The organism is uncultured Xanthomarina sp., assembly GCF_963971605.1.
GTDB lineage: Bacteria > Bacteroidota > Bacteroidia > Flavobacteriales > Flavobacteriaceae > Xanthomarina > Xanthomarina gelatinilytica.
The window spans coordinates 1-15,378 of sequence record NZ_CAXATZ010000022.1 but is presented as its reverse complement, the minus strand read 5'-3'; the positions used below and the strand labels follow the sequence as shown (position 1 = coordinate 15,378).

The following is a 15,378-nucleotide window of genomic DNA, read 5'->3' as shown; positions in this document are numbered from 1 at the left end:
AAAAGGTTAACTCTCTCTCAAAAAACCCTCAATACAATAAAATAAATTTATATAAAGATACAAAATGTGCCTATTTATTCTGGATTTCTTTTGATAAGAAATTGAAGATGTGATAATAAACCTGACCAAAAATGTTTCATAGTTCTACAAATATCGGAAATATTTATGACATATCGTTTTTAACAATTTTCCATTTTGGAAGGAGTGGAAAACTAGATTAGAACCAGAACCCTAAATTAAAAAACCAAATGCTTTCTTTGGTTTCCGGAGAGTAAGTGTACTTTAACTCTATTGGTCCAACAAAGGTTTCCATGGCATAACCTATGGCATAACCTGAATAATCTGGGGATGTAAACCATTCACCATCGTCAAAAATATTGTCTGCAATATTGGAATAATTGGCAGCAATATTGATGTGGTTTTTCTTGAAAATTTCGTAATCCAAGGTTAAAACCCCTTTTACAAAACTATTGCCTGAAAGCGAGATAAAATCGTAACCATAAAACGATTCGAAATTGTTTATAAAGTCGTTTCCATAACCTCCAAGGGCAAAATTTAAATAAGGGTTGTCGTTTTCGCCAATGTTAAAACCTCCTTGAGTAGTGATGTTTGCCGTTAGTTTATCTGAAAAGCTATAGGCATAGCCAATGGTTGCCTTGGCAATGGAAAATTCATTGAAGTTATTGTTGAAATCTGAAGAATACAGATAAAGATGAAAGTCTCCATCAAAATAAAACCCTTGGTTGGGGAAATACTTATTATCGTAAGAATCGTATTTTAATTTACCAAACAAACTTAAATAATCGCTGTTCTCAAAAATGGTTTTTTTATCATTGTTGCCAGTTAAAACGGTTTCGGTTGTAATTTTCAATCGTTTATGTTCTGCCCCAAGTGACAAGGACATATCTTTGGTAAAAAGGGTTTGCAAATAAAACTGATTGGTAAGGTCTTTTAATTCCACATCCAATTTATTTACATTAAGGGTTTGCAATTCATCGTCTGTTAAAAGTGCTGTTGCTGGTATCACTTTTTTAAATTGATTGTAACTGGATTTTAAACCAACACTCCAATAAAACCCTTGATCTATATAATATTCAAAATTATACCTAATGTTGTCCCCAAATATAAAATCGAAAGACAGCACATCGTTTTTAATCAGTAATTGCTTTTTGGTCAGGTTGACCAAAGCAGCTGTTTTATAGAGATCGTCATAATGAACAGCAAATTTAAAAAAAGTTGTAATGGAGCTTTCCTTTAGTGTCAAATACATATCATAACCCTCGTTATTGCTTGAAGGTTGTAATTTATGCACAACGCTCTCAAAGTTATTGGTAGCAGCCAAGTTGTTTACCCCTTCTACATAACTGTTGTATTGTAACTTAACGTTTTGTTTAAATTTAAGTTTCCCTAAAACATATGCATCTGTATATTTTTTATTTCCTTCAACATAAATGGCATTTATTTTAATACTGTCTACAGATTTTATAGTTATATGTTTGGTCTTTTTTTGGGTTTGCATAGAAGCCACATGCTTTAAAGCATCCATTTCTTTTAAGGCTGCTGCTTCACCATTATCTATAATCTCCCTTCCGTCACTAAAAGAAACCACAGTAAAGTTTGAAATATCCGGTTTTATGTAGATATCTGTTTTTTTGGCTTTTTGCTTCATATCATTGATGGTTCGGTAATTATTTATTTGAAGCAGAATGTCCAATGCAGATTTTAAATCGTCCCTGGAGGCCAAATCGTCTTGCACATCCACACCAATAATCAAATCCATTCCTTTGGCCCTTAATTCGTCTATGGGATAGTTATTGACCACTCCACCATCAATTAAAAGTTGACCATCTATAATAACTGGTTGAAATAATGACGGAAAGGCGCCACTTGCCGTAATGGCTTGGGGCAGGTTTCCTTTGTCCAAAATTACAGCTTGTCCGGTTTCCACGTTTGTAGCTATACAGAAAAACGGAATTGGCAACTTGCTAAAGTCTTCCACATCGCTAACATGCAAAGTGAGTTTAGAAAGTAAACTTAGCGTGTTTTGTCCCTTGGACAAGGCTGTTGGCAATTTTAAATTAAAATGCTCAAATGGCAATGTTACGGCATATTTTTCTGAGTTATCTCTTTCATAGAAGGTCTTGGCAGCTCTAGGCAAGTCGTCGTTTATAATTTTATCGAAATTCACATCCTTAAAAATAGAATCAATTTCTTTTCCAGTATAACCAGAAGCGTACAAAGAACCAATAATGGCTCCCATGCTTGTTCCTGCAATATAATCTACCCGAATACCCAGACTGTCTATAACTTTTAAAGCTCCAATATGTGCCAAGCCTTTGGCGCCTCCTCCACTTAATACAACACCAATTTTTACATCTTGTTTGGTGTTTTCCTGAGAGAACATTACGCTGGTAAAAAATAAAGAAACGACAATAACTAGGTATTTCATGAATTATGGTAGTAATTATAAATTTTTTGAGCTCTTGAAACACCTACAACATCCTCTAACTCGTCTAACTTGGCATGTGAAATCCGTTTTACGGATTTAAATTCCTTCAAGAGCTCCACAATGGTTTTTTCTCCTATTCCAGGAATACTTTCCAGCTCTGTATTTAAAGCGCTTTTGCTTCTTTTATTTCTATGGTGTTCTATGCCAAACCTGTGAGCTTCGTTTCTAAGTTGTTGGATGATTTTTAGGGTTTCACTTTTTTTATCTAAATATAAGGGAATTGGATCGTCTGGATAAAATAATTCTTCCAAACGTTTCGCAATTCCGATGATTGCAATTTTTTGTCTCAAATCCAAGGCATCCAAACTTTTCAATGCCGAGGAAAGTTGTCCTTTTCCTCCATCGATAATAATTAATTGAGGGAGTGGACTTCCTTCGTCCAACAATCTTTTATAACGTCTGTAAACCACTTCTTCCATAGACGCAAAATCGTCTGGTCCTTCAACTGTTTTAATGTTAAAGTGCCTATAGTCCTTTTTGCTGGGTTTGCCATTTTTAAAAACCACACAAGCAGCAACTGGATTGGTACCTTGAATGTTTGAGTTGTCAAAACACTCTATGTGCCTGGGTTCCTCCTTTAGGCGTAAATCGGCTTTCATCTGAGCCATGATCCTATTGGCATGCCTGTCTGGATCTACAATTTTTACTTGCTTTAATTGTTCCAGCCTATAATATTTGGCATTACGAATGGATAGGTCCAAAATATGTTTTTTGTCTCCCAATTGAGGAACAAACACCTTCACGTCTTCACCTAAATTAATTTTAAAAGGTACATAAATTTCTTTCGAATTGGAGTGAAAACGCTGTCTTAATTCAATGATGGCCAATTCCAGTAATTCTTTGTCTGATTCTTGAAGTTTTTTCTTAATCTCCAAAGTATGTGAACGAATGATGGAGCCATAAGACACTTGTAAAAAATTAACATAGGCGTAGCTCTCGTCACTAACAATGGAAAACACATCCACATTGCTTATCTTAGGGTTGACAATGGTGGATTTTGCCTGGTAATTTTCTAGAATCTCTATTTTTTCCTTAATAATTTGCGCTTCTTCAAATTGCATATTTTCAGAAAATTGGGCCATCTGTTGTCTAAATTGTGATAAGGAATCTTTAAAATTCCCTTTTAAAATTTCTTTTATGGCAGCAATTCCTTCATTGTAATCCTCAAGGGTTTGAAACCCTTCGCAAGGACCTTTACAATTCCCTAAATGGTATTCCAAGCATACTTTGTATTTTTCGGCTTCTATTTTTTCTTTGGACAGATCGTAATTACAGGTTCTTAATTTGTACAAGCCTCTTATTAAATCCAACAAGGTACTTACTGTTTTCATGCTTGTGTATGGTCCAAAATATTCACTGCCGTCTTTAATAACGCGTCTGGTAGAAAACACCCTGGGAAAACGTTCGTTTTTAATACAGATCCATGGATACGACTTGTCGTCTTTTAACATGACATTGTATCTTGGCTGGTGTTTTTTTATTAAATTGTTCTCTAATAAAAGGGCATCGGTTTCCGTGTTTACAACTATGTGCTTAATGCTAGCTATTTTTTTTACAAGCACTTTGGTTTTACCATAATCGTGTTGCTTGGTAAAGTAAGAACTGACTCTTTTTTTTAGGTTTTTGGCTTTTCCTACATATAAAATAGTTCCATTTGCATCAAAATACTGATACACGCCAGGTTCATTTGGTAAGGTTTGTATTTGTATTTCAAGCGATGTTTTGCTCATTAAAAGGATTTGGTCTATTTAATTTATGTATGGATGAAACTATTGAAGATAGAATCATTAATTTAACAGCTTTTACCAAAGGTAATTCTTTTAATTTTTTTAGTTTTAAAAAACGAGGTTAATTATTTTTAAAATAAATGAATAAATCCCTATTTTCAGAATACTATTTAAGTAACTTGCTCCACTTTTTTTTAATACGTTTAAATGGAAAAACTTATAATTGGAAGAGTTGATAAAATAGACTTTCCAAAATTAAATTTATATAATATTGACGCCAAAATTGATACTGGCGCATATACCTCTGCCATACACTGTTCAGAAATAATTGTTGAAGGCGAAAAACTAAAGTGTACCTTTTACAGTAAGGGACACCCTAATTTTAGTGGTAAACAAGTTGTTTTCGATAGCTTTTCCAAAACAGATGTAAAAAGCAGTAACGGCTATAAAGAAAACCGGTTTAAAATAAAATCTGAAGTGGTATTTTTTAACAAAACCTATAAAATAAACTTAACATTAAGCACTAGGGACGATATGAAATTTCCTGTTTTAATAGGAAGGCAATTTCTAAGTAAAAAATTTCTGGTGGATGTAGATTTGCATCACGTATCATTCAACAAAAAACAAGCCATCTAATTATTTAACAAAGCACACCCATGAATATTGTTATTTTATCAAGAAACCCTCATTTATATTCCACCCAAAGATTGATTGAAGAAGGACGAAAACGACAACATAAAGTAGAAGTCATCGACCCTTTAAAATGCGATATCATTATTGAAAAAGAAAAACCAACCATTTATTACAAAGATAGATACTTAGATTATGTAGATGCCATTATCCCAAGAATAGGAGCTTCCATAACATTTTATGGCTGTGCCGTAGTGAGACAGTTTGAAATGATGAATGTGTTTTCCATTGTATCTTCTGGAGCAATTTTGCGTTCCAGGGACAAACTAAAAAGTCTACAACTTTTAAGCAAGGCTGGTATTGGGATGCCCAAAACCGTTTTCACAAATTATTCCAGGGATGTTGAAGAAGTGATAGCGCATGTTGGAGGTGTTCCTGTAATAATAAAACTATTGGAGGGCACACAAGGCTTGGGTGTGGTTTTGGCTGAAACAAAAAACGCAGCCGAATCTGTTCTTGAAGCCTTTAACGGACTAGAAGCCAGGGTTATCGTTCAAGAATTTATTAAAGAAGCTAAAGGAGCCGATTTAAGAGCTTTGATTGTAGATGGACAAGTTGTTGGCGCCATGAAACGCCAAGGAAAAGAAGGCGAATTTAGATCCAATTTGCATCGTGGTGGCTCTGCAAAAATCATTAAACTAAGCGATGCAGAATTAAAATTAGCCATGAATGCTGCCAAAGCCTTAAAGCTTCCTGTATGTGGCGTGGACATGTTGCAATCTGCTCGTGGTCCTTTACTCTTGGAAATTAATTCCACACCTGGACTGGAAGGTATAGAAGGCGCAACAGGAAGAAATATTGCAAAAGCTATTATTACTTACATAGAAAAAAACAGATAATGGAATTTGTTCATAAAGAATATATAACCATCTTAGGTAAAAAAATAAAAGCTGGTGAAAGTTGCGAGCTCAATTTTGGAGTGGCCAATTTACATACTACCTCTAGTATAGATGTGCCTGTTTTTGTAGAACGCTCCAAAAAACCAGGTCCTGTGGTTTTATTTACGGCTGGTATTCATGGAGATGAAGTAAATGGTGTTGAAATTGTAAGACAATTAATAGCCAAAGGCATCAACAAACCTAAACGTGGCACCATTATCTGCATGCCTATTATAAATGTATTTGGGTTTATAAACTTAAAACGTGAATTCCCAGATGGTCGGGATTTAAACAGAGTGTTTCCAGGGATAAAGAAAGGCTCACTTGCCAGTCGTGTGGCTTTTGAGTTAACAACTGAGATAGTTACAGAAGTAGACTTTATCTTAGACTTCCATACAGGTGGTGCTGGCAGATTTAACGCGCCTCAAATACGTATTGCTAAAAACAATCCGGAATTGGATCAATTGGCAAAAATTTTTGGAGCCCCTTTTGTGCTTTATTCCAAACATTTAAAAAAATCTTTTAGGAATACTTGTTTTAAATTGGGCAAAACCATGTTGTTGTTTGAAGGAGGCAAATCGTTTCACATAGATAATAACGTGACCAATACTGCTGTAAATGGAGCCAAACGGATTTTGCACCATTTTGGCATGTTGCAAACCAAATTCAAGGTTACAGCACCAAAAAAAGAAAGTCTGTTTATAACAGGTGGAAAATGGCAACGTGCTAATTATTCTGGTATGTTTAAAGCTTCTGCTATTATAAGTACAAAAGTAACAAAAGGTGATATTATTGGAAATATTACAGATCCATATGGTCAATTTAACCATTTTGTTAAAGCAAACCATACTGGTTATATCATTAATGTGAATGAATCTCCCATTGTGTATCAAGGGGATGCCCTGTTTCATATTACCACCAAATTGAAAAAGTAATTTTATATGACCAAAGCCGAATTGCGAAAAACCTATAAGCTTAAACGTCAGGAATTATCTTCTGAAACTGTTGAAGAGTTTAGCCTGCAGATTGCCAATAGGCTTTTAACGCTTCCTATTTGGGATTTTTCTTTTTATCATATTTTTCTTTCCATTGAAGAACTTAAAGAGGTAAATACCGATTATTTATTGAACATACTTTCAGGCAAGGATAAACATATTGTGATTTCCAAAAGCGATTTCACTACAAACACAATGATCCATTTTCTGTTAACAGACAGTACCGTAATCAAGAAAAACGCATACAACATTCCAGAACCACTAGATGGAATTGAGGTTCCTGCACAAAACCTAGAAGTGGTCTTTATACCTCTTCTTGCTTTTGATGAGGAAGGCCATAGAGTTGGTTATGGCAAAGGCTTTTATGATTCTTTTTTAGCTGAATGCAAACCGGAAACCCTTAAAATTGGGGTGTCTTTTTTTGAAGCAGAAACTAAAATTGAAGATATTTTTAAGGGTGACATGGCTTTGGATTATTGCGTGACTCCTAAACAGGTTTATAGATTTTAATCAGTCTTTGGAGAATGCTTTTTTATTAAAAAAGACAAGCAACCCAAAACCTGTACTAATGGCTACATCTGCCACATTGAAAACAGGTTCGAAAAAGGTGAAATATTGTCCTCCATAAAACGGCAACCATTCCGGCAAATAGCCTTTCCAAATAGGGAAATAAAGCATATCCACCACTTTACCATGCAATAATGTATCGTAACCCCCTTCTGGAGGCAAGAAAGAAGCTACTTGCCCAAAACTGTCATTAAATAAAACGCCATAAAAAACGGAGTCTAGAATATTACCTAAAGCGCCTGCAAAAATGAAAACAATGGCCCAAATAAGCACAGGTGATTGTTGTTTTTTTACGGCATCATACAACCAGTAGCCAATGCCAAAAATGGCTACTATCCTAAAAATAGTTAAAGATAATTTAGCTGTTCTATCAGAAATAAAAGATATAAAATCACTCAATTTGGTTCCCCAAGCCATGCCATCGTTTTCCACAAAATAAATTCTAAACCACGACAGTACTTTTAGCTCTTCGCCAATAACAAAATGTGTTTTAATATAAATTTTGCTTATTTGGTCTATGAACAAAATAAGAACGATAAAAAGAATGGATTTTTTTAGGGTCATAACATATAGAACGTCTGCCTGTTGGCAGACAGGAAAGTGGAAACCTTTTTAATGGTAGTTGAAATCTTTGAGCAAAAATAAACATATTATTCAGATTTGCTTATCCTTATGTTGCCGTTTATTGAATTTAAGGTTATTTGGTTGTTTCCGTTCCCCAAAACGGCTTGATCTACTTTCCCATGTTTGCTTGAAGCCTCAGCAGTAGCTTGATGGGTTTCCACTTCAATATCTCCATGAATGGTATTTACCAAAAGGTCTCCTTTAAAGCTCTTTGCAAAAAAGGAGCCATTCATGAGTTCTGTGGTTACCTTATTGTAATTGCCAAACAAAAATACCGATGCTATACTACTGGAAATGGATAAATTCAATTGTTCTGGAATCACTAATTTATATTCTACAGAAAGTACTTTGTGTGCACTCAGTTTATCATTGTCTGCAACAAATAAAGGCTGATATATACTGGAAATATAAAGCGTATTGCTTTTAATTTGGGTGATTAAAACAACCTCTTCGCTATGTTCTCCTTCTGCTAAAGATCGTATGGATATGGTTTGGGTTTTTGCTGTTTCAATATGCATTTTAAAAACCATATCTCCATTAATTACCAATGTAGAAACCCCTTTGGAAGAAAACGATTTATTGGTTACTTTTTGAGCCTGGGCCTGCAAAGCCAAAAAAAAGAGAATGAGGTAGAGAACCTTTTTCATATTGCAAAAATAAAATTATAAAAGCCCATAATGGGCATTTGGCAAACAATGACCACATCTATCACATATTTAAGTAGCTAGACCACAGGGTCTTGATAAAATTTAAAAAAATGAAAAAACGCTTCATTTCTTGAAGCGTTTAGATTTATTGAATGGTATCCTTTTTTTAATTGGAATCTTATTGCTGCATATTTTTGGCTTCAATACTTAAGGTTGCATGAGGTACCAATTTTAAACGATCTTTGTTTATTAGTTTTCCTGTTACCCTACAAACACCATAGGTTTTGTTCTCAATTCTAATAAGCGCATTTTTAAGGTCACGAATAAATTTTTCCTGTCTTATGGCCAACTGCGAATTAGCTTCTTTACTCATGGTTTCACTACCTTCCTCAAACGCTTTAAAAGTTGGGGACGTATCGTCTGTTCCATTATTTAAGTCGTTCATATATGCACTTTTTATTAAATCTAAATCGTGTTTTGCTTTTTCAATTTTCTCTTGAATCAATGCTTTAAACTCTGCTAAATCCTTGTCTGAATACCTAACGTTTAATTCTTCTGCCATGTTCTTAATGTTTTTGAATAAATAATCTGGTGTTTACATCGTCAAATACAACTTCTATACCATTATTTACTTGATCTATAATTTCTAATTCTTCTGTTAAAGTTTCTGCTTTAATATACAACATATTTGTTTGTACAGCATCCACTATCTTTTCATCTTTTTGTAGCATTACGTTTATTCTGTCTGTCACTTCAAAACCTGAATCTTTACGTAAATTTTGAATACGATTAACGAGCTCACGAGCAATCCCTTCTTTTCGTAAATCCTCAGAAATGGTAACATCCAGGGCAACTGTTAATGCGCCTTCGTTGGCCACCAACCAACCTTCTATGTCTTGCGATGTGATCTCTACATCTTCAAGTCCTAAAGTAATACTTTTTCCGTTAATTTCAACCTCAATTTGGCCACTTTGCTCGATTTTTTTAATGTCTTCAGCAGTAAAACCAATAATGGTATTGGCTATCAATTTCATATCCTTACCAAAACGAGGTCCCAGAGCTTTAAAATTAGGTTTTATTTGTTTTACCAAAATATCTGAAGCGTCTTCCAGGAGTTCTATTTCCTTAACGTTTACTTCGTGTTTAATTAGGTTAGCAACAGCTAAAATCTCTTCCTTTTGTTGTTTGGAATCAATAGGAATCATGATTTTCTGCAATGGCTGACGCACTTTAATCTTTTCTTTGGCCCTTAACGACAAAACCAAAGACGATATTATTTGTGCAGCTTCCATTTTACGTTCCAGGCTCTTGTCTACATAACTGTTGTTAAACACAGGAAAATCTGCTAAATGAACACTCTCAAATGCTTCCTTCTGGGTAACCGAATTTAAATCCATGTACAATCTATCCATAAAGAATGGTGCAATTGGCGCTCCTAATTTGGCAATGGCAACCATACAGGTATAGAGGGTTTGATATGCCGAAATTTTATCTGCCTGATAATCCCCTTTCCAAAAACGTCTTCTGCTTAAACGCACAAACCAATTGCTTAAATGGTCTTGGGTAAAATCTGAAATAACCCTTGCTGCTTTTGTTGGCTCATAGTCTGCATAAAATGCATCCACTTTTTGAATCAAGGTATGTAATTCTGAAAGTATCCATCTATCAATTTCGGGTCTTTCGTTTAAAGGGATATCGGCTTCGGTATAACTGAAGTTGTCCAAATTAGCATACAAAGTAAAAAAAGAATAGGTGTTGTAAAGCGTTCCGAAGAATTTGCGTTTAACCTCCTCAATTCCATCCACGTCAAATTTTAGATTGTCCCAAGGATTGGCATTGGCAATCATGTACCAACGGGTGGCATCGGCACCATAAGTGGATAGAGTTTCAAAAGGGTCTGTGGCATTCCCAAGACGTTTGGACATTTTTTGTCCGTTTTTGTCGAGAACCAAGCCGTTTGAAACCACATTTTTATAGGCAACCGAATCGAACACCATGGATGCAATGGCATGAAGGGTATAGAACCAACCACGAGTTTGGTCGACACCTTCTGCAATAAAATCGGCTGGGAAAGCCTTTTTCTCATCAATTAAGTCGGCGTTCTCAAACGGGTAATGCCATTGTGCATAAGGCATGGAACCAGAATCGAACCAAACGTCAATTAAATCGGCTTCCCGTTTCATGGGTTGACCACTTTTTGAAACTAGAACAATTTCATCAACGATATTTTTATGCAAATCAATTTTTGCATAGTTTTCTTCAGAATTGTCTCCTACTTCAAAATCTTCGAAAATATCTTTTGCTAAAACGCCTGCTTCAACAGCACGTTTCATTTCAGTTTTAAGCTCTTCTACGGAACCAATACAAATTTCTTCTTTTCCATCTTCGGTTCTCCAGATTGGCAAAGGGATTCCCCAATAACGTGATCGGGATAAATTCCAATCGTTGGCATTGGCCAACCAGTTGCCAAAACGTCCTGTACCTGTTGCTTTTGGTTTCCAATTGATGGTTTCGTTCAATTCGAACATACGTTCTTTTACATCAGTTACTTTTATAAACCAAGAATCCAATGGATAGTAAAGAATGGGTTTATCTGTTCTCCAACAGTTTGGATAACTGTGTTTGTATTTTTCAACCTTAAAGGCTTTGTTCTCTTCTTTTAATTTAATGGCTAGTTCCACATCTACCGAACGCTCTGGTGCTTCGCCATCGTTGTAATACTCATTTTTTACATATTTGCCTGCAAACTCTCCCATTTCCGGTCTGAATTTTCCTTGCAAGTCCACAAGAGGTACTAAATTTCCATGGTCGTCTTTCACCAACATTGGTGGCACTTCTGGTGAGGCTTGTTTGGCAACCAAGGCATCGTCTGCTCCAAAGGTTGGTGCTGTATGTACAATTCCTGTTCCGTCTTCTGTAGTTACAAAGTCCCCAGAAATTATGCGAAAGGCATTTTCTGGATTGTCGTTTGGTAAGGCATATGGCAAAAGTTGTTCGTAGGTGATTCCTACTAAATCTTTCCCTTTAAATTCTTTGACAACGTAATATGGAATTTTTTTATCTCCGGATTTATAATCTAATAATTCTGGTTTTGTTTCAACTCTTTTAAATTTTCCATCGAATTGATTATTAACTAAAGACTTAGCTAAAACCACATTTATAGGTTCAAAAGTATATTGGTTGTACGTTTCAACCAACACATAATCTATTTTTGGCCCAACTGTTAACGCTGTGTTACTTGGTAAGGTCCAAGGTGTTGTGGTCCAGGCCAAAAAGTAAATTGTTCCTTCATTTTTTAAGAAATCAGGCAAAGCGTCTTCTTTTGCTTTAAATTGGGCAACAACCGTTGTATCTGTAACATCTTGATAGGTTCCTGGCTGGTTCAACTCATGCGAACTTAATCCAGTACCTGCTTTTGGTGAATAAGGTTGAATTGTGTAACCTTTGTACAAGAGGTTTTTGTTATAAATCTGTTTTAACAACCACCAAACAGATTCCATATATTTGGGTTCGTAGGTAATGTAAGGATTGTCCATATCTACCCAATAACCCATTTTTTGTGTAAGGTCGTTCCACACATCTGTATAGCGCATGACTGCTTTTCTACAGGCTGCGTTGTAATCTTCTACTGAAATGGTTTTCCCAATATCTTCTTTGGTAATTCCTAATTCTTTTTCAACACCAAGTTCAATAGGTAATCCATGTGTGTCCCAACCAGCTTTACGCTTCACCTGAAAGCCTTTCATGGTTTTATATCGAGGAAAGATATCTTTGATGGCACGAGCCAATACGTGATGCACACCTGGCAAACCGTTGGCAGAAGGAGGTCCTTCAAAAAACACAAAGGGTTTGTTGCCTTCTCTGGTTGTGACGCTTTTTTCAAAAATGTTATTTTCCTGCCAATAGTTGCTTATTTCATTTGCTACATTTGGCAAGTCAAGTCCTTTATATTCAGGGAATTTTGTACTCATTGTATCATTCATTCTTTTCGACCTGCGAAAATAATGATTTTTAGTAAAATAGGCATTGAAATATAGGTTTTTAAACTATAAAGTTTACCAAATCCTCAATTTTAGAAATCAATTGAATTTTAATAACCGTGTTTTTAAGGGATATTTTATTGTATTTAGAGACAAAAATGGTTGAGAAGCCTAATTTTTCGGCTTCAAGGATACGTTGTTCCACACGTTGTACCGGACGGATTTCCCCAGATAAGCCAACCTCTGCAGCAAAACAGAAATCTTTTGGCAAGGCTTCGTCTTCGTTGGAGGATAGAATGGCTGCAACCACTGCTAAATCGATTGCTGGATCGTCCACAGTAATGCCTCCTGTAATGTTTAAAAACACGTCTTTTGCTCCCAATCTAAAACCTGCTCGTTTTTCTAAAACTGCCAAAAGCATGTTTAAACGTTTGGCATTAAAACCAGTTGCCGAACGCTGTGGTGTTCCGTAAACTGCAGTACTTACCAAGGCCTGAACCTCGATCATTAAAGGCCTCATGCCTTCTAAAGTTGCTGCAACTGCATTTCCAGACAGTTCTTCGTCTTTTTTGGAAATCAATATTTCACTAGGATTGGAAACCTCTCTTAAACCCGAGCCTTGCATTTCGTAAATTCCCAACTCATTGGTTGAGCCAAAACGGTTTTTATGGGCTCGCAATATTCTAAACACATGGTTCCTGTCGCCTTCAAATTGTAAAACCGTATCAACCATGTGTTCTAAAATTTTTGGTCCAGCAATGTTACCATCTTTGGTTATATGCCCAATTAGAATGACTGGAGTTGCCGTTTCCTTTGCGAATTTAATCAGTTCGGTTGTGCATTCCTTTATTTGGGAAATACTTCCCGAAGACGACTCTATATAATCGCTATGCAAAGTCTGAATAGAATCTATAACTACAATATCTGGTTCTAAAGCCTCAATTTGCTTGAAGATGTTTTGTGTTTTTGTTTCGGTTAAAATATAACAATTGCTGCTATTTGGATTGATGCGTTCGGCACGCATTTTTATTTGTTTCTGACTTTCTTCGCCAGAAACATATAGGGTTTTATAAGCCAATTTTAAGGCTATTTGAAGCAACAAGGTACTTTTTCCAATGCCAGGTTCGCCTCCTAACAATATTAATGAACCAGGAACAATCCCTCCTCCCAACACGCGATTGAATTCTTGGTCGCTTGTAACCATCCTGGCTTCTTGGGATACATCAATTTCGTTAATTAATAAGGGTTTTGAAACACGTTTTGATGCTGAAGTTGCTGTTTTCCAATCGCTTTTCTCTGCTTTTTGTACCACCTCTTCTGCTATGGTATTCCATTCCTTGCAAGCTGTACATTGCCCTTGCCATTTGGAATATTGCGTGCCACAATTTTGGCAAAAAAAAGTTGTCTTTACTTTAGCCATAAGCTTCTTCTTATCTATTTTTGGAGAGAGGTTATATCGATTTAAAAAAATCGGAAAAATTAATAGCCAAAATCTGCTTTTATCTCTTCTGCTTTTTCAAGAACCAAATCTTTGGTAACACCTCCTATTTCCTCTAAAACATAAGCCGATTGATAGGTTTTCATGGCTTTTTTAGGTTCTCCTGTTTCTTCATAAAAACGAGCCAAGTAATAGCTTCCCAACATGGTTTCTGGATATTGTTTTCTGGCTATTTTTCCTAGGTCTTCATAATATTGAAATTGCTCTGTTTTTTCTATGGCAGCTTCTATGGCTTTAAAATCGTTTACAAGAATTTGTTTGTCTATGCCAAAAAGATCGCGTATGGTTTGATATTTTTCCTCTAAATACAAAACAGGAGAAGATTCCAACTTTAAAATAGTGTCTTTATATTCTTGTTTGCTGATGGGTTGATAGACCAAAAATATTTTTTGTAAGGCATCTGGAATCACGTAAGCAGGCAAAGCATAATGAGATGGCTCTTCCAGTGTTTTGAAATTGTAAAGAACATTTTTATTGTCTATTCCTGAAATGGCCGTGTTTAAAGCTTCAGAACCTGCTTTTAAAGAGGCCACATCGTTATTGGAGGTTGCTAAATAATAAAATATTTTGGTTTGAAATTTTGTCAGTCTTTCAGGAATATAGCTGGTCATCTCTGGTGCCAAATCTGGACTTATTACTATATAAGCCTTAAACAACGGATCGCCTTTTAACAAATAGTAATTAATGAAATTTGCTGTTTCGCCATGACCAACAGCCACTCTAAAGTTTTCGGTTCTGTAGGTTTTTTCTAAGTGAGGTATCAATTCCATTCCAACAAACTCGAAAAAAGCAGCACCCGTTTCTATAGGCAAGGAATTCTGTTCAGAATAATACATGTCTGCCTCTCTGCTATCTACTTGATTCACACCTACCACAATAGCGTCTGGCATGTCATCCCAATACGCATAATAGTCTACGTTTCCTGCAACAGCTTCAAACATATAATCGCCATCAAACACCATAATTATTGGATATTTTTTATCTGGATTCGCGTCGTAACCTCTTGGGAGTTGAATTTTTATTTCGCGTGTTTCACCCAGTTTTGCAGAGTTAAATGGCTCATATATAACTTGCGCTTCAATAAATTGCATACAAGCAATAAAGACTAATAAGTAGATATGTTTTTTCATGTGTTTATATTTATTGTTTTTCAAAGGTCACATGTAACATCCCCATAATCATTCCACTGTGTGACAAAATTTTTGGTCATGGATGTTTCATTTTAACATGGTTAAGGATGCCATGCAAGGTAATAAATTACCT

The 15,378-nt window shown here is 35.6% G+C and carries 12 protein-coding genes; 4 read left to right on the top strand and 8 right to left on the bottom strand.

All coding sequences use genetic code 11. The features are described 5' to 3' along the window. Positions 1-217 precede the first annotated feature (217 nt). On the bottom strand, positions 218-2,449 hold the full coding sequence (locus AACY93_RS09215; protein WP_287005694.1) for a patatin-like phospholipase family protein: 2,232 nt from the start codon (positions 2,447-2,449) through the stop codon (positions 218-220). Further along, the gene (gene uvrC, locus AACY93_RS09210; protein WP_287005696.1) at positions 2,446-4,239 is read right to left on the bottom strand and encodes an excinuclease ABC subunit UvrC; all 1,794 of its coding nucleotides are present in this window, start codon (positions 4,237-4,239) and stop codon (positions 2,446-2,448) included. The genes AACY93_RS09215 and uvrC overlap by 4 nt, the downstream gene beginning before the upstream one ends. 204 nt (positions 4,240-4,443) lie before the next feature. Here uvrC and AACY93_RS09205 point away from each other — a divergent pair, with 204 nt between their 5' ends. From AACY93_RS09205 to AACY93_RS09190, 4 genes are read left to right on the top strand one after another with little or no spacing between them, the layout of a single operon-like run. Then, positions 4,444-4,872 carry a RimK/LysX family protein gene (locus tag AACY93_RS09205; protein WP_007646931.1) on the top strand — a complete coding sequence of 143 codons (429 nt, stop codon included), beginning with the start codon at positions 4,444-4,446 and terminating at the stop codon, positions 4,870-4,872. Between the two features lie 20 nt (positions 4,873-4,892). After that, complete coding sequence (rimK, locus tag AACY93_RS09200) at positions 4,893-5,765, top strand: 30S ribosomal protein S6--L-glutamate ligase (RefSeq protein ID WP_007646933.1); 873 nt, start codon at positions 4,893-4,895, stop codon at positions 5,763-5,765. Next, positions 5,765-6,739, top strand: coding sequence for a succinylglutamate desuccinylase/aspartoacylase family protein (locus AACY93_RS09195; RefSeq protein ID WP_287005699.1), 975 nt, complete (start codon positions 5,765-5,767; stop codon positions 6,737-6,739). Before rimK ends, AACY93_RS09195 begins: the two co-directional genes overlap by 1 nt. A 6-nt stretch (positions 6,740-6,745) precedes the next feature. Continuing rightward, positions 6,746-7,309 (top strand): 5-formyltetrahydrofolate cyclo-ligase, encoded by a 564-nt coding sequence (locus tag AACY93_RS09190; protein WP_287005701.1) that lies wholly within the window; start codon positions 6,746-6,748, stop codon positions 7,307-7,309. Here AACY93_RS09190 and AACY93_RS09185 read toward each other — a convergent pair whose 3' ends face one another. The 6 genes from AACY93_RS09185 to AACY93_RS09160 all read right to left on the bottom strand — a co-directional run bounded on the left by AACY93_RS09185 (position 7,310) and on the right by AACY93_RS09160 (position 15,245). Next, positions 7,310-7,930, bottom strand: a complete 621-nt coding sequence (locus AACY93_RS09185) for a lipoprotein signal peptidase (RefSeq protein WP_007646937.1) — start codon at positions 7,928-7,930, stop codon at positions 7,310-7,312. Between the two features lie 86 nt (positions 7,931-8,016). Further along, the gene (locus AACY93_RS09180) at positions 8,017-8,637 is read right to left on the bottom strand and encodes a hypothetical protein (protein ID WP_287005704.1); all 621 of its coding nucleotides are present in this window, start codon (positions 8,635-8,637) and stop codon (positions 8,017-8,019) included. A gap of 178 nt (positions 8,638-8,815) precedes the next feature. Continuing rightward, a complete protein-coding gene (locus tag AACY93_RS09175) occupies positions 8,816-9,199 on the bottom strand; it encodes a TraR/DksA C4-type zinc finger protein (protein WP_007646941.1) in 384 nt (127 codons plus the stop codon). A gap of 4 nt (positions 9,200-9,203) precedes the next feature. Next, complete coding sequence (gene ileS / locus AACY93_RS09170; RefSeq protein ID WP_287005706.1) at positions 9,204-12,608, bottom strand: isoleucine--tRNA ligase; 3,405 nt, start codon at positions 12,606-12,608, stop codon at positions 9,204-9,206. 70 nt (positions 12,609-12,678) lie between these two features. Beyond that, entirely contained in the window at positions 12,679-14,037 is a 1,359-nt protein-coding gene (gene radA / locus AACY93_RS09165; RefSeq protein ID WP_286852952.1) for a DNA repair protein RadA, read from the bottom strand. A 59-nt stretch (positions 14,038-14,096) separates the two neighbouring features. Then, positions 14,097-15,245, bottom strand: a complete 1,149-nt coding sequence (locus AACY93_RS09160; protein WP_286852953.1) for an alpha/beta hydrolase-fold protein — start codon at positions 15,243-15,245, stop codon at positions 14,097-14,099. Between the last annotated feature and the right edge of the window lie 133 nt (positions 15,246-15,378).

Excerpts from the sequence above, each read along its gene's own strand:
- AACY93_RS09185 (WP_007646937.1), bottom strand. The coding sequence starts at position 7,930 with ATGACCCTAAAAAAATCCATTCTTTTTATCGTTCTTATTTTGTTCATA.
- AACY93_RS09160 (WP_286852953.1), bottom strand. The coding sequence starts at position 15,245 with ATGAAAAAACATATCTACTTATTAGTCTTTATTGCTTGTATGCAATTT.
- ileS (WP_287005706.1), bottom strand. The coding sequence starts at position 12,608 with ATGAGTACAAAATTCCCTGAATATAAAGGACTTGACTTGCCAAATGTA.
- AACY93_RS09195 (WP_287005699.1), top strand. The coding sequence starts at position 5,765 with ATGGAATTTGTTCATAAAGAATATATAACCATCTTAGGTAAAAAAATA.
- AACY93_RS09190 (WP_287005701.1), top strand. The coding sequence starts at position 6,746 with ATGACCAAAGCCGAATTGCGAAAAACCTATAAGCTTAAACGTCAGGAA.
- AACY93_RS09205 (WP_007646931.1), top strand. The coding sequence starts at position 4,444 with ATGGAAAAACTTATAATTGGAAGAGTTGATAAAATAGACTTTCCAAAA.
- AACY93_RS09175 (WP_007646941.1), bottom strand. The coding sequence starts at position 9,199 with ATGGCAGAAGAATTAAACGTTAGGTATTCAGACAAGGATTTAGCAGAG.
- AACY93_RS09215 (WP_287005694.1), bottom strand. The coding sequence starts at position 2,449 with ATGAAATACCTAGTTATTGTCGTTTCTTTATTTTTTACCAGCGTAATG.
- radA (WP_286852952.1), bottom strand. The coding sequence starts at position 14,037 with ATGGCTAAAGTAAAGACAACTTTTTTTTGCCAAAATTGTGGCACGCAA.
- uvrC (WP_287005696.1), bottom strand. The coding sequence starts at position 4,239 with ATGAGCAAAACATCGCTTGAAATACAAATACAAACCTTACCAAATGAA.
- rimK (WP_007646933.1), top strand. The coding sequence starts at position 4,893 with ATGAATATTGTTATTTTATCAAGAAACCCTCATTTATATTCCACCCAA.
- AACY93_RS09180 (WP_287005704.1), bottom strand. The coding sequence starts at position 8,637 with ATGAAAAAGGTTCTCTACCTCATTCTCTTTTTTTTGGCTTTGCAGGCC.